Source organism: Enterobacter quasimori (genome assembly GCF_018597345.1).
GTDB classification, from domain to species: Bacteria; Pseudomonadota; Gammaproteobacteria; order Enterobacterales; family Enterobacteriaceae; genus Enterobacter; species Enterobacter mori.
In genome coordinates, this window is the sequence record NZ_JAHEVU010000003.1 from 183,314 (window position 1) to 201,514 (window position 18,201).

The following is an 18,201-nucleotide window of genomic DNA, read 5'->3' on the forward strand; positions in this document are numbered from 1 at the left end:
ATAAAAATTTAGATCATATGTTCGTGATGGCGCGAAGGGAAAGTGTGAGCCACGCGACAAAACGGATCATTTCGATCGTTTCTGGTTTATCTGAATCTCAATCGATAAAACTGTGATCCCTGCACGGTTGTAAATATAGTTCACCGTCTACGCTTTTGAACATTATTAAATCTAAAAATCATTTGTTCAATAGCGGAGCGATGATGACCTCACTTCTCGACGCGCGGAATATCAGCAAGCAGTTCTCAGGCGTGCCGGTTCTTAAAGGCATTGATTTCACGCTGCTTGCGGGCCAGGTGCACGCCCTGATGGGCGGAAACGGCGCGGGAAAATCGACGCTGATGAAGATCATCGCCGGGGTCGAAACGCCGGACGGCGGTGAACTTTCCGTCGAGGGACAGTCTTATGCGCGGCTGACGCCCGTGCAGGCGCACAGATTAGGCATTTACCTGGTGCCGCAGGAGCCGCTGCTGTTCCCCAACCTGACGGTGCGGGAAAATATCCTGTTCCGCCTGCCACGCGAGCGCGATCTGGAAAAGCGGCTGGCGGAGAAGCTCAAGCAGCTGCAGTGCCAGCTTAACCTCGACGCCGCAGCCAGCACCCTGGAGGTGGCGGATCAGCAGATGGTGGAGATCCTACGCGGGCTAATGCGCAACGCCAGGATCCTGATCCTCGACGAACCCACGGCCTCCCTCACGCCGGGCGAAACCGAACGGCTGTTCCGCCAGATCCGCGCCCTGCAGGCACTCGGCGTCGGGATTGTCTTTATCTCGCACAAGCTGCCGGAAATTCGCGTGCTTTCGAGCCACGTCTCGGTGATGCGCGACGGCGCGGTGGTGCTGAGCGGCGAAACCGCGCAGTTCGACGATAACGCCCTGATTGCCGCCATGACGCCGGTAAGCCGGGAGAAATCCCTCAGCGATACGCAAAAGCTGTGGCTGGCGCTGCCGGGCAACCGCCGCACCCAGCCGCAGGATTTCCCGGTGCTGCGCGTTGACGATCTTACCGGGGAAGGCTTTATCGATCTGAGCCTTGAGATCTACGCCGGGGAGATCGTCGGCCTGGCAGGGCTGGTGGGATCCGGGCGCACCGAGTTTGCGGAAACGCTCTACGGCCTGCGGCCGGTACGCGGGGGCCGCATCTGGCTGGAGAACCAGGAGATCGCCAACGAGCCGGTAAGTTCACGCCTGGAAAAAGGGCTGGTCTACCTGCCGGAAGACAGGCAGGTGTCCGGCCTGTTCCTCGACGCGCCGATCCGCTGGAACACCGTGGCGCTGAACGAGCCGTCGCTCTGTCAGCAGCGCAAGCGGGAGTCTGCGGTCGTGGAGCGCTATCACCGGGCGCTGGGGATCAAGCTCAACCATGCGGATCAAACCGTACGCACGCTCTCCGGCGGCAACCAGCAGAAAGTGCTGCTGGCACGCTGTCTGGAGGCCAATCCTTTACTGCTGATCGTCGATGAACCGACGCGCGGCGTGGACGTCTCGGCGCGCGCCGATATCTACCAGCTCATCAAAAGCGTGGCGGCGCAGAACGTGGCGGTACTGATGATCTCAAGCAATCTTGATGAGTTTCCGGGCCTCGCGGACCGCGTGTTGGTGATGCACCAGGGTGTGCTCAGCGGCGAGCTGCCGCGCCACGCCGTCAGCCTCGACAGAATGATGGCGCTGGCGTTCGGAGGGCAAGCATGAAGACTTTGCTGAAAAACCGCGAGCTGAGCGCGTTTCTCGCCATCCTGGCGCTGTTCGCCGTGCTGGTGGCGCTCAATCCGTCCTACCTGAGTTTGCAGACGCTGGGGATGATCTTCGCCAGTTCGCAGATCCTGATCCTGCTGGCCATCGGTGCGGCGCTGGTAATGCTGACCCGCAATATCGACGTCTCCGTCGGCTCCATCGTCGGGCTGTCCGCCATCGCCGTCGGCGTGGCGCTTAATAGCGGCTACAGCCTGCCGGTTTCCATTCTCTTCGCGCTCACGGTTGGCGCACTGGCCGGGGCGTTCAACGGGTTTCTGGTGGTGGGGCTGCGCATCCCGGCGATTGTCGCCACCCTCGGCACGCTGGGGCTGTATCGCGGAGCGATGCTGCTCTGGACGGGCGGGAAGTGGATTGAGGGGCTGCCGCCGGGCCTGAAATCCCTCTCTGAGCCTGCCGCCGTCGGCATTTCGCCGCTCGGCATGGTGGTGTTGATGATCGTGCTCATCGGTGCCTGGACGCTGTCGCGCACCGCGTTCGGGCGTGATTTCTACGCCGTGGGGGATAACCTCGCCGCCGCGCGGCAGCTGGGCGTGGCGGTGAACCGCACCCGCATGATTGCCTTTACCCTGAACGGCATGCTGGCGGCCTGCGCCGGAATCGTTTTTGCCGCGCAGATTGGCTTTGTGCCCAACCAGACCGGCAGCGGGCTGGAGATGAAGGCCATCGCCGCCTGCGTGCTCGGGGGGATTTCGCTGCTGGGCGGCACGGGCACGCTGGTTGGCGCGCTGCTCGGCGCCTTCTTCCTGACGCAAATCGACACCGTGCTGGTGCTGTTCAGGCTCCCGGCCTGGTGGAACGACTTTATCGCCGGGCTGGTGCTGCTGGGCGTGCTGGTGCTCGACGGGCGTCTGCGCCAGGCGCTGGCGCGCCATCAGCGGGCGCTGAAGTACGGTCGCTTCCAGCCGGGTAACAGAGGGGGAAAGCACGTCACCCCGTTTCCCAAACGCAAAAAAGAGGTGGCGTAAATGAGGCTTAACTGGGAAAGCGCGCTGCTCATTTTGCTGGTGCTGGAGATCCTGCTCTTTGGCGCCATTAACCCGCGCATGCTCGACGTCAACATGCTGCTGTTCAGCACCAGCGATTTTATCTGCATCGGCATTGTGGCGCTGCCGCTGACGCTGGTGATTATCAGCGGCGGGATCGACATTTCGCTGGGCTCGACTATTGGCCTTTGCGCCATTGCGCTGGGCGTCATGATGCAGGCGGGATGGCCGATGGCGGTCGCGATTCCGCTGACGCTGCTGCTGGGACTGCTGTGCGGGCTGGTAAACGCGGCGCTGATCCACTACACCGGCATCAGCCCGCTGGTGATCACCCTCGGCACGCTCTACCTCTACGGCGGCGGCGCGCTGCTGCTTTCCGGCATGGCGGGGGCCACGGGCTACGAGGGCATCGGCGGCTTCCCGGACAGCTTCACGGCGTTCGCTAACCTCACGGTGTTGGGTCTGCCGATCCCATTGGTCTTGTTCGCGGTAATTACCGTCTTCTTCTGGCTCATTACCCACTGCGGGCGCTTTGGCCGTCATCTGTTCCTGATTGGGCAGAACCCGCGCGCGGCGCGCTATGCGGCGCTGCCGGTGAACGGCATGCCCTACGTGCTGTACGGCCTGGTGGGCGTGGCCTCGGCGATTGCCGCGCTGGTGATGGTCTCCTATTTCGGCTCCGCGCGTTCGGATCTGGGGCGCGATCTATTAATGCCAGCGCTCACCGCCGCCGTGCTCGGCGGAGCCAATATCTACGGCGGGTCAGGTTCGGTTGTCGGTACGGCGCTGGCGGCGCTGCTGGTGGGGTATCTGCAACAGGGTTTACAGATGGTCGGTATTCCTAACCAGGTATCGAGCGCGCTGTCAGGGGCGCTGCTGGTTGTGGTGGTAATGGGACGTTCGCTGAGTCTGCACCGTGAGTGGGTGCGTTCTCTCTTTAGAAAACTATCCGGAGCGTAAGATGAAAACAAAACTGTTCGTCCTGGCAATGGCCCTCAGCTTCGCTTCGGCGCAGGCGGCGGACCGCATTGCCTTTATCCCGAAGCTGGTGGGCGTCGGCTTCTTCACCAGCGGCGGCAACGGCGCGAAAGAGGCGGGGAAAGATCTTGGCGTGGACGTGACCTACGACGGCCCGACCGAGCCGAGCGTCTCCGGCCAGGTGCAGCTCATCAATAACTTCGTCAACCAGGGCTATAACGCCATTATCGTCTCCGCCGTGTCGCCGGATGGGTTGTGTCCGGCGCTTAAGCGCGCGATGCAGCGCGGCGTCAAGGTCCTGACCTGGGATTCCGACACCAAACCGGAGTGCCGCAGCATCTACATCAATCAGGGGACGCCGGAACAGCTGGGCGGCCTGCTGGTGGAGATGGCGGGCAAACAGGTCACCAAACCGAACGCTAAAGTGGCGTTCTTCTACTCCAGCCCCACCGTCACCGACCAGAACCAGTGGGTGAAAGAGGCGAAGGCCAAAATCGAGAAGGATCATCCCCAGTGGCAGGTCGTCACCACCCAGTTTGGCTATAACGACGCCACTAAATCGTTGCAGACCGCCGAAGGGATCTTAAAAGCGTATCCGGATCTGGATGCGATCATCGCCCCGGACGCCAACGCGCTGCCAGCGGCGGCGCAGGCGGCGGAAAACCTGAAGCGGGAAGGGGTGGCGATTGTCGGGTTCAGTACGCCAAATGTAATGCGTCCGTACGTTGAGCGCGGCACGGTAAAAGCCTTCGGCCTGTGGGATGTCGTACAACAGGGCAAAATTGCGGTCAATGTCGCCGATCGCCTGCTGAAAAAAGGCGATCTTAACGTCGGCGACAGCGTAGACGTAAAAAATATCGGGGCGCTGAAGGTCGAGCCGAACAGCGTGCAGGGCTACCAGTATGAGGCGAAGGGCAACGGCATCGTGCTGCTGCCGGAGCGGGTGGTGTTCACCAAAGAGAACATCAGCAAATACGATTTCTGACGGGGGAGCAAATGGCTGATTTAGACGACATCAAAGACGGCAAGGATTTTGGCATCGGTACGCCGCAGGTCAACGTGCCGTTCACGCTGAAGGGCTGCGGCTCGCTGGACTGGGGCATGCAGTCCCGCCTGGCACGCATCTTCAACCCTAAGAGCAACCGTACGGTGATGCTGGCCTTTGACCACGGCTACTTTCAGGGGCCGACCACCGGCCTTGAGCGTATCGATCTCTCCATCGCGCCGCTGTTTGGCGAAACCGACGTGCTGATGTGCACCCGCGGTATCCTCAGAAGCCAGGTGCCCGCCGCGACGAACAAACCGGTGGTGCTGCGCGCCTCCGGCGGTAATTCGATTCTGGGCGAGCTGTCGAACGAGTGCGTGGCGGTGGCGATGGAGGACGCGCTGCGCCTGAACGTCTGCGCGGTGGCGGCGCAGGTGTATATCGGAAGCGAGTTTGAGCATCAGTCGATTAATAACATCATCAAGCTGGTGGACGCGGGTGCGCGCTACGGCATGCCGACGCTGGCGGTGACGGGCGTGGGGAAAGAGATGGCGCGGGACGCGCGCTATTTCTCGCTGGCCAGCCGCATTGCCGCCGAAATGGGGGCGCAGTTCGTCAAAACCTACTACGTGGATGAAGGCTTTGAAAAAGTGACCGCCAGCTGTCCGGTGCCGATTGTCATCGCCGGGGGCAAAAAGCTGCCGGAGCACGAGGCGCTGGAGATGTGCTGGCGGGCGATTGACCAGGGCGCATCGGGCGTGGACATGGGGCGCAACATCTTCCAGTCCAGCGCGCCGCTCGCCATGCTGAAGGCGGTGAAAAAAGTGGTTCACGAGAACTGGAACGCCCGCGATGCGTTCCAGTTCTGGCAGGAAGAGAAACAGGGAGAAGCAAAATGAACGTGACGCTGGTTGAAATCAACATTAAGCCTGAGCGGGTAGACGAGTTTCTGGAGGTGTTTCGCGCCAACCACGAGGGGGCGATCAGGGAGCCGGGAAACCTGCGCTTTGACGTCTTGCAGGACCCGCGGGTGAAAACCCGCTTCTTTATCTACGAAGCCTATAAAGACGAAGCGGCGGTGCTGGCGCATAAGCAAACGCCACACTATCTGGCGTGCGTGGATAAGCTTGAAGAGCTGATGTCAGAGCCGCGCAAAAAGCGCAGCTTTGTAGGGTTGTTGCCGGAGTAGCGGCTTTGCCCGGTGGCGCTGCGCTTACCTGGCCTACGGGTGCGGGATGGTGCGGTTTTTGCCCGGTGGCGCTGCGCTTACCGGGCCTACGGGATGTGGAATAGTGCGGTAGGCCGGGTAAGCGTTAGCGCCACCCGGCATTGTTCAGGCCAGCTCCAGCAACTGCACCCGGGCCGTTGCCCCGGGCATCAGCCGCTGCAGATTATTAACCAGTGCCGCGCCCGCCTCTTCCAGTGCCGCCAGCGGCATTGAGGGGAGGCTTTCAAGAATAAACCACATAGATTGCGCCTGGCTATCCAGGCGGGTACGCACTCCCTGGCGCCAGTTCCAGCGACGGCAGGTGACGCCGAGATCGTCGCGCCAGACAACCTCGCCCGGTTCCGGATGTTCCACCACCGGCTGGCCCTCTTTAAAGGTATCAAACGGCTCGCTGCCGTCGGCCAGCGTCAGGTGCGGTGCACCCGAGTACGCCGCGAGATTTTCCCCACCCACAGGAATGGCGTAGCGAATGCTCACCGCGTTATAGATATCCACCACCGGATCCAGCGACGGCAGCGAACCGTCTTTCAGCACCCGCTTGCGCAGGGCCGCGGCGGAACAGGGCGTGCGTTTCGGTTTCGCGCCGAAGGCTTTAAACACCTCATCCCAGTCTGAAAGGTGAGCATCAGCCCATGGCATATCATCATTCAACATCTGCTGGCAGGCCTGCGTCAGCGCGGCGGGCGCAACCTCCGGGTGGGTAATCGGCGCAGCTTCAACCAGAATGCTCAGCGCCCGAAAGCCCGGGGCAATTCCGGCAAGTCGCGAATCTATTGACGGCGTAACGAGAGACATAAATAATCCTGTATTGACTGTTTTATACCATGGTAGTGACCAATGACTGATAAAGTCAATATAATGACTGACTCGGGTGCCGATGTTGCCCAGGTAAGCCTGGCCGTGGCGAACCGCATTCGCAACTGGCGTAAAGAGAAAAAGCTGTCGCTGGACGAGCTTTCGCGGCGCGCCAGCGTCAGCAAAGGGATGCTGGTGGAGATCGAAAAGGGCGCAGCCAATCCCAGCATCGCCATTTTGTGCAAGCTGGCCGCCGCGCTCGGCATCTCCGTGGCGGATATCGTCAACGTCTCCAGCGAGCCGCTGGTGCACATTATTGAAGAAGCAGCGATCCCGGTGCTGTGGCAGGGCGCGCTGGGTGGACGCGCCAGACTGCTGGCGGGCACCGCGGGCCCGGACATGATTGAACTGTGGCAGTGGGAGATGCATCCGGGGGAGTCTTTCACCTCGACAGGGCATCCGGCGGGAACCTTTGAGCTGCTGCACGTAAACGAGGGCGTGTTAACGTTAACGGTGGATGAGACGGTGACCCAGGTTAACGCTGGCGCGTCGGCGGTGGCGAAAACCGAAGCGGCGCACGGCTATGCGAACGAAGGAGAGAGCGTGCTGCGCTTCACTATGACGGTGGCGGAATTTCACCGTTAAAAAACAGCCCGGTGGCGCTACGCTTACCGGGCGAACCTCTTTCAGGAATGATGATTTTGCAACGTAGCGAGCAGACTGTCCGCACTGTATTGTCTGAGGAGTTTTTCATCTCTTGCAGGCAGGTCGCTTTGAAGAAATGCGTCCAGACCCTCGGTATCGACTCCGTTATAAATAAAAATACGCGCGGGATCGTACAGCGCCATCGTTTTAATCGACGCATTGGTGGTGATCAGCTTCTTATTCAGAACCAGTGCTTCCAGCGCGCGGAGTGTTAAACCATTTTGCTCAGGTTTATTTATTTCCAGCATAATTGAACAGTGTTTGGCTTTTTTAATATTATCCAGATAGCTGAGTTTTTTATTCTGACAATTGCTGGGGTAGTTATCCTGATTATTGTACTTATCCAGTAGGTAAAAATCTGTCTCATAGCCGCTATTTTCAAGTACCGGTGTCAGGGTACGAAGAACATCTGCCCGAATGGGTTCATAGCCACCGACAAAAAAGCAGCTTTTATTTTCAGCTGCGCTCTCTTTTTGAAATTGCTGGATTTCTTGCCAGCTAAACGGCAAAAACTGCTCGATAGCACGCAAGTTATAGCGTTCGCAATCAGCAGGATCAAAGCTATAAATAGCATCAAAGACGGGCCGAACGGTCTCGATGTAATCCGCATCCTGCGCCAGCTGCCCAAGAAGACGACGTTTGCGCGTCAGGGCATCCACGGAGTCGCGCAGAATCAACACTTTTTTACACGGCATGCTGGCGACATAATCCAGGAACGGAAAGACGCTGTAGCCATTACAAATCGCGATATCATCCCGCTTGATTGCCGATAATTTAACGGCACAGTGCGTGCGCTTATGCCATTTTTTTAACGCCTCGCCTGGCAGTAGGGCATTGATCGTTTTGTAGCGTCGCATAATGCGATTAACTTGCTTTACGGGATGATCCTTAGCAAGCGAGTTAAGCATCATGATTTCGAAAGGATTGACCCATTCCAGGAAAAAATAGCGCATGGTCCCTCAAGAGAAGATAGCCGATATTGCAGGAATGATATCGTATTCTGCCAGACGGGTCATTAAACACCCCCTCCAGCGGAGGGGGGTTATATTACGCCTCTTCCACACTCACCCTGAGCGCGGCCAGCGCTTTGCGCGCCGCTTTCAGCACCTGCTCACACTGCTCAATGGTCAGCGTCAGCGGCGGCTCAATGCGGATGGTTTTCGAGTTGTTGAGCGTCCCGGCCACCAGCACCCGCTGGCGGAACATCTCGCTCGCGAAGCTGTAGCCGATTTCGTTGTCGACAAACTCGATTGCCATGAGCATCCCTTTACCGCGCGCCTCCTGCACAAGGTCCGGGTATTCCCGGCCCAACTGGCGGAAGCCGTCCAGCAGCATGTCGCCTTTCTGCTCCGCCTGCGCGGGCAGGTTTTGCTCCAGCAGCACGTTGATGGTCGCCAGCGCTGCCGCACAGGCCAGCGGGTTGCCGCCAAAGGTGGTGGTATGCAGGAACGGGTTGTCGAACAGCACCGAGAAGACCTCTTCCGTTGCCACCGTCGCACCTATTGGCATCACGCCGCCGCCGAGCGCCTTCGCCAGGCACAGGATGTCCGGCTGAACGTTTTCATGCTCGCAGGCAAACATCTTACCGGTGCGCCCCATGCCGGTTTGCACTTCATCGAGGATCAGCAGGGCGCCAAACTCATCGCACAGCTGACGCACGGCGGGCAGATAGCCCTGCGGAGGGAGGATCACGCCGCCTTCACCCTGGATAGGCTCCAGGATCACCGCTGCCACATCGTCGCCGGTTTTACGGCATTCGCTCAGCACGGTGCGCATGGCGTTAATGTCGCCAAACGGCACGTGGCGGAAGCCCGGCAGCAGCGGCATAAACGGTTTGCGGAAGGTGGATTTGGCGGTAGCCGACAGTGCGCCCAGGGATTTCCCGTGGAACGCGCCGCTGGTGGCGATAAAGGTGAATTTCCCGCGCGGCGACTGGTACGCTTTGGCGAGTTTAATCGCTGCTTCGACCGATTCGGTGCCGCTGTTGCTAAAGAAGCTGTACTTCAGTTTGCCGGGCGTTAGGGCTGCCAGCGTTTTCGCGAGCATGGCGCGAAGCGGGTCGAGCAGCTCCTGGCTATGGAGAGGTTGTTTCGCAAGTTGATTCTGTACGGCGGAAACCACAACTGGATTACGGTGCCCCACGTTGAAAATACCAAAACCCCCCAGGCAATCGATAAATTCCTGTCCCTGGGTGTCGACAAGCGTGTTCAGACTTCCCGCTTGCCACTCTACGGCTCCGTAATCCCCGCCGGCGGTAACAGATTTGCGATATTCCAGAAAACCAGGATTCACATGCTCTTTAAAGTAATCGATGACCTCTCGGTTAAGTTGTTTCATCTCCTCATGATCGAGCGTTCGCTTCTCAATGAGATTCAGTGCGTGCGCGGTACAGGCAAGAGCCGAGGCGCTGGAAGGTAACCTGTTCAAAATGTGCTCCCGGGGATCGCGTATCACATGATACTGAGATAAGTATTGCAGGGATTACGCCACTTCAGCGGACTTAACGAAAATCGGGATAAACACCAGGTTAAAATAATGTTGCGCAATATTTAATCATGCCGATACCAGCCTGATGGGATGAAGGGGCGAGGGGAGAGCGCGATGAATGAGGTCAATTGCACCGGAGTGGTGCGAAAGATGCCACTTAAGTGGGCGTTAATAGATCATGCTTTGCAGGTAATTTCTCTACGAAAGTATTTTAAATCAATCGATTAGAAAAGCGTACAGAAAGTGCGGTTTAGCCGAAATTTGCGATCTCGATCGGATTTAACAACTAAAGATAAATTTGTAACCGCCGAAAAAACAATAAACCACAAAATTAACACTCGAATAACCTGCAAGGAATGCCCGCCATGTCCTCTCCATCCTTTGTCACCCAGAATGAATTCCCTCTGGATAGTGACACCACTCTTATGTCTACCACCGATCTCCAGAGCTACATGACCCATGCCAACGACACCTTTGTGCAGGTAAGTGGCTATACGCTCCAGGAACTGATGGGCCAGCCGCACAACATGGTGCGTCACCCCGACATGCCGAAAGCGGCCTTCGCCGATATGTGGTACACGCTGCAACAGGGGGAACCGTGGAGCGGGATTGTCAAAAACCGCCGTAAAAACGGCGACCACTACTGGGTGCGAGCGAACGCCGTGCCAATGGTGCGCCACGGGAAAATGACCGGCTATATGTCGATTCGTACAAAAGCGACGGCTGAAGAGATTGCGACCGTGGAGCCTTTATATAAGGCGCTCAATGAAGGCCGTTGTAAAAAACGTATCCATAAAGGGCTGGTGGTACGCAAAGGCTGGCTCGGGAAGTTACCGGCTATGCCGCTGCGCTGGCGGGTTCGTAGCGTCATGGCGGCGCTGTTTGCGGTGATGGCTGCCACGCTGGCGTTAACCTCTGCGGGGTGGCCATCGCTGGTGGCGGCTGCCGTCGTGATGGTCGTCGGGACGATGCTGTTCGAGCAGCAGATTGTCCGACCGATGGAAAATGTCACGCGTCAGGCGCTGAAGGTCGCGACCGGTGAGCGTAACAGCGTGCAGCACCTGAACCGCAGCGACGAGCTGGGGCTGACGCTGCGCGCGATCGGACAGCTGGGGCTGATGTGTCGCTGGTTAATCAATGATGTCTCAAGCCAGGTGGTGAGCGTGCGCGATGGCAGTGATAGGCTGGCGCAGGGGAATGACGATCTCAACGACCGCACGCGTCAGACCGTCACCAATGTACAGCAGACCGTGGCGACGATGAATCAGATGGCCGCCTCGGTACAAAGCAACTCTGAAACCGCGGCCGAAGTCGATAAGCTCTCCGTGGCGGCCAGCAACGCGGCGACCAAAGGCGGAAATGCCATGCAGACGGTGGTGAAAACCATGGATGATATTGCGGACAGCACCCAGCGGATTGGCTCGATCACTTCGCTTATCAATGACATCGCTTTCCAGACCAATATTCTGGCGCTGAACGCGGCAGTGGAAGCGGCACGTGCAGGCGAACAGGGCAAGGGCTTTGCGGTCGTGGCCGGTGAGGTTCGTCATCTCGCCAGCCGCAGTGCCAGTGCGGCCAACGATATCCGTAAGCTGATTGACGCCAGCGCCAGCAAGGTACAGTCCGGCTCCGATCAGGTTCATGCGGCAGGTCGTACAATGGATGACATTGTTGAGCAGGTGAAAAACGTCACGCAGCTTATTGCCCAGATTAGCCACGCCACGTCTGAACAGGCTACCGGTCTGTCCGAGTTAACCCGGGCCGTTGCCGAACTGGACAGTATCACGCAGAAAAATGCGGACCTGGTAGAGGAGAGCGCGCAGATCTCCGCCATGGTGAAGCACCGTGCGGGACGGCTCAAAGATGCCGTGACCGTGCTCCATTGAGCCAGTCATGTTCCAGAAAAGCCGTTTATGCCACCAGGTATAAACGGCGTTTTAATGTGATTATTTTTAATGTTTATTGTTAATGCGATATTAAATAACTAAAAAAATCCGCTCAGTTATTTATGCCTGCCTAAGTCAGTTTTCCCCGATGCTATTTCAGAAATGCCCTCTCTGATGGTTACGCAACGATCGATGCGCCACAATTAATAGACTGTACCTATCCATTGTGATGGTTATGAAATAAAAAAACGATCAAAGTCATAAAGTTAGCGCGTTCGTTACCGATAACGGTGATCGTCTGAGAAATAATCACATCGATGGAGTAAATATGTTCTTACATGACGTAAAGATCGGCACGAAATTATTTCTGGCGTTTGGTTTCTTTATTGTTCTGATGATCGTCAGTGCGAGTGTCTCATTGCTGAGCCTGAATCGGGCGAACAACGGGATGCAGACTATCATTACCCACGATTATCCAACCACGGTAAAAGCCAACCAGCTAATCGACAACTTCCAGGAATTTATAAGCACGCAGCAGCTTATGCTGTTGGACGAGCAGGGCACCTACACGGGGCAATCTCAGCAGCGTCTGAAAGAGATCAGCGAGCACATTACGGTGATCCTGGGCGAGCTGAACAACGCGTTGCAGGATCAGAAGTCTCAGCAGGTGCTGGCGGATATCCGCAGCGTGCGCCAGCAGTATCTGGACTCGCGCTACCGCATTTTGCAGGCGGTACAGAACAACAACCGTGCGGGCGCTATCCAGGAGATGATGACCAACACCCTCACCGTGCAGCAGGCTTACAAAGCGAAGGTGCAGGCGCTGATCGCCATCCAAAACAACGAGATGCAGAGCGCGGGCGCGCAGGTGGACGGTGATTTTCGAACCAACCGCATGCTGCTGCTCCTGATCGCGCTCTTCAGCGTGGCGGCGGGCAGCCTGATCGGCTGGTTTATCGTACGCTCCATTACCCGTCCGCTGGGCGAGGCGGTGAGCTTTGCAGAAGCCATTGCCGATGGCGATCTGACCGGAAGCATTACGTCTCACGGTAAAGACGAAACCGGCCTGTTGCTGCATGCGCTGATGGAGATGAAAACCCGTCTGCTGGAGATTGTGCAGCAGGTGCAAACCGGCTCGGAAAACATCTCCAGCGCCGCCGCGCAGATTGTCGCAGGCAACCAGGATCTGGCCGCGCGCACCGAAGAGCAGGCCAGTTCCGTCGAGCAGACGGCAGCCTCGATGGAGCAGATCACCGCGACGGTGAAAAACACCGCATCGCACACCGGGGAAGCGACCACCCTCTCTGCCGATGCTGCTACGGTGGTGAAAAACAACGGTGAGATGATGAAACAGGTGACCAGCAAAATGCGCCTGATTAACGAAACATCCAACCGGATGTCCGACATTATCGACCTGATCGACGCCATTGCCTTCCAGACCAACATTCTGGCGCTTAACGCGGCGGTTGAGGCGGCACGTGCGGGAGAGCACGGGCGTGGCTTTGCGGTGGTCGCGGGCGAAGTGCGCCAGCTGGCGCAGAAGAGCGCCTCTTCGGCGAGTGAAATCCGCCAACTGATTGAAAGCTCCACCAGCCAGACCCAGGACGGGATGAACCTGGTCGAAAAAGCCAGCGGGCTGATCAACGGGATGGTCGGCAACGTGGAGGAGATGGACGCGATCCTGCGCGAGATCCGTCAGGCCAGCCATGAGCAGACGGAAGGCATCTCGCAGATCAACAGCGCGATTGGCCTGATTGACGCCACCACCCAGCAGAACTCCGCGCTGGTGGAGGAGTCCGTTGCGGCGGCGGCATCGCTGAATGAGCAGGCGATGCACCTGAAAGAGCTGGTAAGAGTGTTTCGCGTGAGCGAACGCGCGCTCGCTTAATCCAGCTGGGAGATCTCCAGCGCCGCGCGGTCAATCACGCCGATAATCTGCTTAAGCTGCGCGTCGCTGAGCTCTCCCTGATTCACCTTCAGGTCCAGCACCGCTTTGAAGTTTTCCAGCGCCCGCTTCATCTGCGGGTTTTTGCGCAGCTGGAAGCCGACGCTGCGCGCTTTGATGCGCACCTGGATCTGTTCCAGCTGTTCCCGATTTTCGTCCAGCCAGCTTTGTCCTTCAGCGGTTATCGCAATCTTCTTACGACCGCTCTCTTCTTCCGTAATGGTGATAAACGTCTGATCCTGCAGATAATCCAGGGTTGGGTAGATCACGCCCGGGCTCGGCGTGTAGTTCCCCTGCGTCAGGTTCTCGATCGCTTTGATCAGCTCGTAACCGTGACTGGCATTGCGGGTCAGGATATCCAGGATCACCAGGCGCAGATCGCCGTGGCCGAAAAAGCGCGGTCGGCGTCCGCCGCCGTCGTGTTCGTGTCGCATAGTGAACCTCTAAAATTGATATATCTAAACTATATCTTAGATATATTCAGATGCAATCTAAAAGATCTTGCATTCCTGGTTAATAGCAATCATTATCATTAAAAAATCAATTTAGATATATCGTATTCACCTGAGAAGGGCATAAAAATGACATCAACCCGTTACCCTCAACGTGTCCGCAATGACCTGCGCTTTCGCGAGCTGAACGTGCTCCGCGTCGAGCGCGTCAGCGCTGGCTTCCAGCGCGTTGTGCTCGGCGGTAAGGCGCTGGAGGGCTTTAGCTCCCGCGGCTTCGACGACCACACCAAGGTCTTTTTCCCTGCGCCGGGCGCGACCTTTGTTCCGCCCGTTGTCACCGATGAAGGCATCGACTGGGGCGACGGCGTGCGCCCGCAGGCGCGTGACTATACGCCCCTGTTCGATGAGCAGAAAAATGAGCTGGTGCTGGATTTCTTCGTTCATGATGGTGGCGTTGCCAGCAGCTGGGCGGTAGCGGCCAAACCTGGCGACAAACTCACTATCGGTGGGCCGCGCGGATCGCTGGTGGTGCCGGAAGATTACGCCTGGCAGCTGTACGTGTGCGATGAATCCGGCATGCCCGCGCTGCGCCGCCGTTTAGAAGGCATCGCAAAACTGCCGGTACGCCCGGACATTCATGCGGTCGTGACCGTGGGTGACGGATCCTATAAGGACTATCTGGCGCACCTGAGTGAATTCAACCTCACCTGGATTGTGGGCCACGACCCGCAGGCGGTTGCCGATCGTCTGGCGACGCTGGCCGTGCCCGATGAGGATTACTTTATCTGGCTGACCGGGGAAGGGAAGGTGGTGAAAAACCTGAGCCGCCAGTTTGAAACCGACGCGATTGACCAACAGCTGATGCGTGCCAGCGCGTACTGGCACGCTAAATAGTCAGGCTGCGGACTCCAGCTGCGCTTCGCTCACCTGATGTTCGAGCGAGGCGCGGACCTCATGTAGCGCCTTCTCCTGCTGGGCGAAGTAGGCTTCCATATTGTTCAGCGACGACACCAGCAGCCAGGATTCTTCTTTTTCCAGCTCCGCCAGCTCGTTCACTAAGGTGTCGATTTGCTCGCGCACCTGCGCCATTTTTTTGCGGATACGCTCCAGATCGTTCAGCCTGTCGCTCGCCATCATTGGCTCAAAGCCCTGCTGCAGGCGTGCCACCAGCGATCGGATCGCTTTCACATCTCCGCGCTGTTTGGCCTGGTTGAGCTGCACCATCATGGTGTTAGCTTCTTCTTTCAGATCGTCAGCCACCAGATCCGGGTGGCAGAGCTTGCTCGCCTGACGCCACAGGCGTTTGAGCTCGTTCCGATCCTCTTCCGAGAGATCTTTCCCTTTGCGCAGACGCACTTCGGCATCGTGATGCTGCTCGCGATACTTCTCGTACTCTTCGTTAGCCTCATCGCGCGCCTGGCGCGCGGGCTCTTCTTCACGCGTTAAGCCGCTCTCCAGCTCCAGCGCTTCGGCCAGAAGATTGGCAATCAGGTTGCTTTGCTGCTGCAGCTGTTTACGCGCCTCGGCAGCCTGTACGGAATCGGCCGGGAGCTCGCGCCAGCGCTGGGTGAGCGTTGCCAGCACCTCCACGGCCTGCGCCATGTAGCGCTGACAGCGGCGATAATCTTCTTCGCGACGACGCGCCTCCGCCTGCTGACGACGCAGGTTTAGCTCCGCCAGCGTTTTACGCAGGGCGAGGATCTGCTGCATCAGCGGCCCGAGACGGGAGAAATAGAGATCGTTGAACTCATCAAGCTGCTGTACGCGGGCGTTGCGGCGGTCAATCAGATCGCGCAGACGCTCTTCCAGCGCCTTCAGCTCCAGCTTGCTGGCGGCCACCTGCGGGTCACGCCACGGGGTCACGGCGCGCTGGCCCTGCAGCCACGCGGTGATGGCCCTGATGGCTGCGGTGTAGTTCTTATTCTCAAGCGCCACGACGATTGCCTGTAGCTCCTCGTCAAACGCTTCATTTTTCAGCCGCGTCAGCTGGCTCTGGATGATGTCGTCATCTTCCAGTTCGATGGCATTTTTTATGATTTCTAGCCGTTTGATCGGTGTGCTCATGATGCCTTTCGCTTTGGCGCTTAAGTATTTGAGTTAAGGTTAGTTGTTGTTAAAGCTACAGGAAATAATACACACGGATGATGATCGGCGCGACAAGGGATTTCTTTAATCTTGCTTCAGATATACCCCTGCAAAAATCTGAAAATGCGCCAGAAATATCCTTATTCTCTTTGTTGATATTTACACTATTTACTTTTTGAAATAAGTTGCTCGTTTTTTAACAGTCAAGTTTGAAAACGGACTTTAAGCGGAGAGTAAAGAGTGTTAGGGAAAACATCAGCATGCGCGCTGTTGGCGGCCATCCTGTTACTGGCGCCAGGGATCGCACTCGCCGCCCCGTTGTCACCGGCCGACCGTAATACCATCCAGCAGCAACAGCAGCAGCTGCTGGATGAGAGCCAGCGTCAGCGTGAATCGCTGGAGCGCAGCGTGGTGGTACCGCGTCCCGTTCAGCCCGACAGTACCGCGACGCCACAAGGCCCCTGTTTTGCTATCTCGCGCATCGAACTGACGGGTGCCAACCTTCTGTCTCCGTTAGTTAAAGAACGGCTGGTTGCGCCGTGGCTGAATCATTGCCTTGATATTGCTGGCTTAAATACCCTGACTAACGCCGTGTCCGACTGGTACATCAGCCGGGGTTATATCACCAGCCGCGCGTTTTTAACCGAGCAGGATCTCTCCGGCGGCGTACTCCATCTTGCCGTGCTGGAAGGAAAGCTTCAGCACATTCGCCTTGAAGGTGTTCCGGACCGCACGTTGAAAATGACCTTCCCCGGGCTTGAGGGGAAGATCCTTAACCTGCGCGATATCGAACAGGGCATGGAACAGCTCAACCGGGTACGTCAGCGGCCCGTTGAGATTGAAATTTTGCCCGGCGACAGGCAGGGCTACTCGGTGGTTAATCTGACCGCCACGCCAGAGTTCCCCCTTAGCGGCTCCGTCAGTTTTGATAACAGCGGGCAAAAGAGCACCGGGACCGGGCAGCTTAACGGCGCGTTGTACGGAAATAACCTGCTGGGTCTGGCGGATAAGTGGTTTATCAGCGGCGGGCGCAGCAGTGATTTTTCCAACAGCAAGGATGCTCAAAATTTTGCAGCAGGCGTCAGCATCCCTTACGGCTACGGACTGCTGGACTACAGCTACAGCTGGAGCAACTACCTCAGCACTATCGATAATAACGGCTACCTCTGGCGGTCGACGGGGGATACCGAAACGCACCGTCTGACGGGCTCATGGGTGTTGTTCCGCAATGGCGATATCAAAACCGGCGTGTCGGCGGGCATCACTCACCGCATCAACCGGAACTATCTCGATGATGTTTTGCTGGCCACCAGCAGCCGCAAGCTCTCCAGTGTTTCATTGGGCATTAACCACACGCAAAAAATCGCCTCGGGCGTGGCGACCCTGAACCCAACCTTTACGCAGGGCGTGCCGTGGTTGGGAGCGGAAGACGATAACGACAAGCAGGGTGATGTGCCAAAAGCCGAATTCCGCAAATGGAGCCTGAACGGCAGCTTTCAGCGTCCCGTGGCGGACAAACTCTGGTGGCTCACCAGCGTCTATTTTCAGTGGTCGCCGGACAGGTTGTACGGCAGCGAGCGTCTGACGCTGGGCGGCGAAACGTCCGTTCGGGGCTTTAAGGAGGAGTACATCTCCGGGGATAACGGCGGCTACTGGCGAAACGAGCTGAACTGGTCGCTCTTTACGCTGCCGTGGGTCGGCGATGTTGGCGTACTTGCCGCAATTGACGGCGGCTGGCTGAAGAAGGACGGCCAGGATCGTTACGCCTCCGGGACGCTGTGGGGAACCGCGTTGGGGCTTACCGCGACGAATCGCGGGTACGCCAGCCAGTTTACCGTCGGCACGCCTGTGGACTATCCGGACTGGCTGGCACCGGATCACCTCGTGATCTATTACCGTTTTTCAGTAGCTTTTTAAG

At 57.8% G+C, this 18,201-nt stretch carries 16 protein-coding genes; 11 read left to right on the plus strand and 5 right to left on the minus strand.

From position 1 onward, the window contains the following. The first annotated feature begins 203 nt into the window (after positions 1–203). Genes lsrA through lsrG form a run of 6 tightly spaced genes read left to right on the plus strand, consistent with a single transcriptional unit; the run spans position 204 to position 5,889 of the window. Positions 204–1,691: an autoinducer 2 ABC transporter ATP-binding protein LsrA gene (lsrA, locus tag KK102_RS13005; protein WP_216357966.1), complete on the plus strand. Its 1,488-nt coding sequence runs from the start codon at positions 204–206 to the stop codon at positions 1,689–1,691. Further along, the gene (lsrC, locus tag KK102_RS13010; RefSeq protein ID WP_216357749.1) at positions 1,688–2,719 is read left to right on the plus strand and encodes an autoinducer 2 ABC transporter permease LsrC; all 1,032 of its coding nucleotides are present in this window, start codon (positions 1,688–1,690) and stop codon (positions 2,717–2,719) included. Before lsrA ends, lsrC begins: the two co-directional genes overlap by 4 nt. Further along, positions 2,720–3,697 (plus strand): autoinducer 2 ABC transporter permease LsrD, encoded by a 978-nt coding sequence (lsrD, locus tag KK102_RS13015; protein WP_216357750.1) that lies wholly within the window; start codon positions 2,720–2,722, stop codon positions 3,695–3,697. It abuts the gene before it with no gap. Position 3,698: 1 nt separating this feature from the next. Beyond that, positions 3,699–4,700 (plus strand): autoinducer 2 ABC transporter substrate-binding protein LsrB, encoded by a 1,002-nt coding sequence (gene lsrB, locus KK102_RS13020; RefSeq protein ID WP_023333523.1) that lies wholly within the window; start codon positions 3,699–3,701, stop codon positions 4,698–4,700. 11 nt (positions 4,701–4,711) lie between these two features. Further along, on the plus strand, positions 4,712–5,599 hold the full coding sequence (gene lsrF / locus KK102_RS13025; RefSeq protein WP_048992618.1) for a 3-hydroxy-5-phosphonooxypentane-2,4-dione thiolase: 888 nt from the start codon (positions 4,712–4,714) through the stop codon (positions 5,597–5,599). After that, a complete protein-coding gene (gene lsrG, locus KK102_RS13030; protein ID WP_028014490.1) occupies positions 5,596–5,889 on the plus strand; it encodes a (4S)-4-hydroxy-5-phosphonooxypentane-2,3-dione isomerase in 294 nt (97 codons plus the stop codon). The genes lsrF and lsrG overlap by 4 nt, the downstream gene beginning before the upstream one ends. A 144-nt stretch (positions 5,890–6,033) precedes the next feature. On the opposite strand, the gene KK102_RS13035 is transcribed toward lsrG, so the two are convergent. Next, the gene (locus KK102_RS13035; protein WP_216357751.1) at positions 6,034–6,723 is read right to left on the minus strand and encodes a B3/B4 domain-containing protein; all 690 of its coding nucleotides are present in this window, start codon (positions 6,721–6,723) and stop codon (positions 6,034–6,036) included. 42 nt (positions 6,724–6,765) lie between these two features. On the opposite strand from KK102_RS13035, the gene KK102_RS13040 reads away from it, so the two are divergent. Next, positions 6,766–7,368 (plus strand): helix-turn-helix domain-containing protein, encoded by a 603-nt coding sequence (locus KK102_RS13040; protein WP_216357752.1) that lies wholly within the window; start codon positions 6,766–6,768, stop codon positions 7,366–7,368. Between the two features lie 41 nt (positions 7,369–7,409). Here the strand turns inward: KK102_RS13040 and KK102_RS13045 are convergent, their stop codons facing one another. Both KK102_RS13045 and ygjG read right to left on the minus strand, forming a co-directional pair. Then, on the minus strand, positions 7,410–8,381 hold the full coding sequence (locus KK102_RS13045; protein WP_216357753.1) for a WaaS/CpsH family glycosyltransferase: 972 nt from the start codon (positions 8,379–8,381) through the stop codon (positions 7,410–7,412). 94 nt (positions 8,382–8,475) lie between these two features. Further along, positions 8,476–9,855, minus strand: a complete 1,380-nt coding sequence (ygjG, locus tag KK102_RS13050) for a putrescine aminotransferase (protein ID WP_042715413.1) — start codon at positions 9,853–9,855, stop codon at positions 8,476–8,478. A 425-nt stretch (positions 9,856–10,280) separates the two neighbouring features. On the opposite strand from ygjG, the gene KK102_RS13055 reads away from it, so the two are divergent. Together KK102_RS13055 and KK102_RS13060 are read left to right on the plus strand one after the other, a co-directional pair. Then, complete coding sequence (locus KK102_RS13055; protein WP_042715415.1) at positions 10,281–11,801, plus strand: methyl-accepting chemotaxis protein; 1,521 nt, start codon at positions 10,281–10,283, stop codon at positions 11,799–11,801. Between the two features lie 328 nt (positions 11,802–12,129). Continuing rightward, a complete protein-coding gene (locus KK102_RS13060) occupies positions 12,130–13,689 on the plus strand; it encodes a methyl-accepting chemotaxis protein (RefSeq protein WP_216357754.1) in 1,560 nt (519 codons plus the stop codon). Here the strand turns inward: KK102_RS13060 and KK102_RS13065 are convergent. Beyond that, on the minus strand, positions 13,686–14,180 hold the full coding sequence (locus tag KK102_RS13065; protein ID WP_216357755.1) for a PadR family transcriptional regulator: 495 nt from the start codon (positions 14,178–14,180) through the stop codon (positions 13,686–13,688). The two genes, KK102_RS13060 and KK102_RS13065, sit on opposite strands and share 4 nt — an antisense overlap. Before the next feature lie 147 nt (positions 14,181–14,327). Here KK102_RS13065 and KK102_RS13070 point away from each other — a divergent pair, with 147 nt between their 5' ends. After that, complete coding sequence (locus KK102_RS13070) at positions 14,328–15,092, plus strand: siderophore-interacting protein (RefSeq protein ID WP_216357756.1); 765 nt, start codon at positions 14,328–14,330, stop codon at positions 15,090–15,092. Here KK102_RS13070 and KK102_RS13075 read toward each other — a convergent pair whose 3' ends face one another. Continuing rightward, positions 15,093–16,262, minus strand: coding sequence for a coiled-coil domain-containing protein (locus KK102_RS13075; RefSeq protein ID WP_126545254.1), 1,170 nt, complete (start codon positions 16,260–16,262; stop codon positions 15,093–15,095). A 288-nt stretch (positions 16,263–16,550) separates the two neighbouring features. On the opposite strand from KK102_RS13075, the gene KK102_RS13080 reads away from it, so the two are divergent. Continuing rightward, positions 16,551–18,200: a ShlB/FhaC/HecB family hemolysin secretion/activation protein gene (locus tag KK102_RS13080; protein ID WP_244992577.1), complete on the plus strand. Its 1,650-nt coding sequence runs from the start codon at positions 16,551–16,553 to the stop codon at positions 18,198–18,200. Position 18,201: the final 1 nt, after the last annotated feature.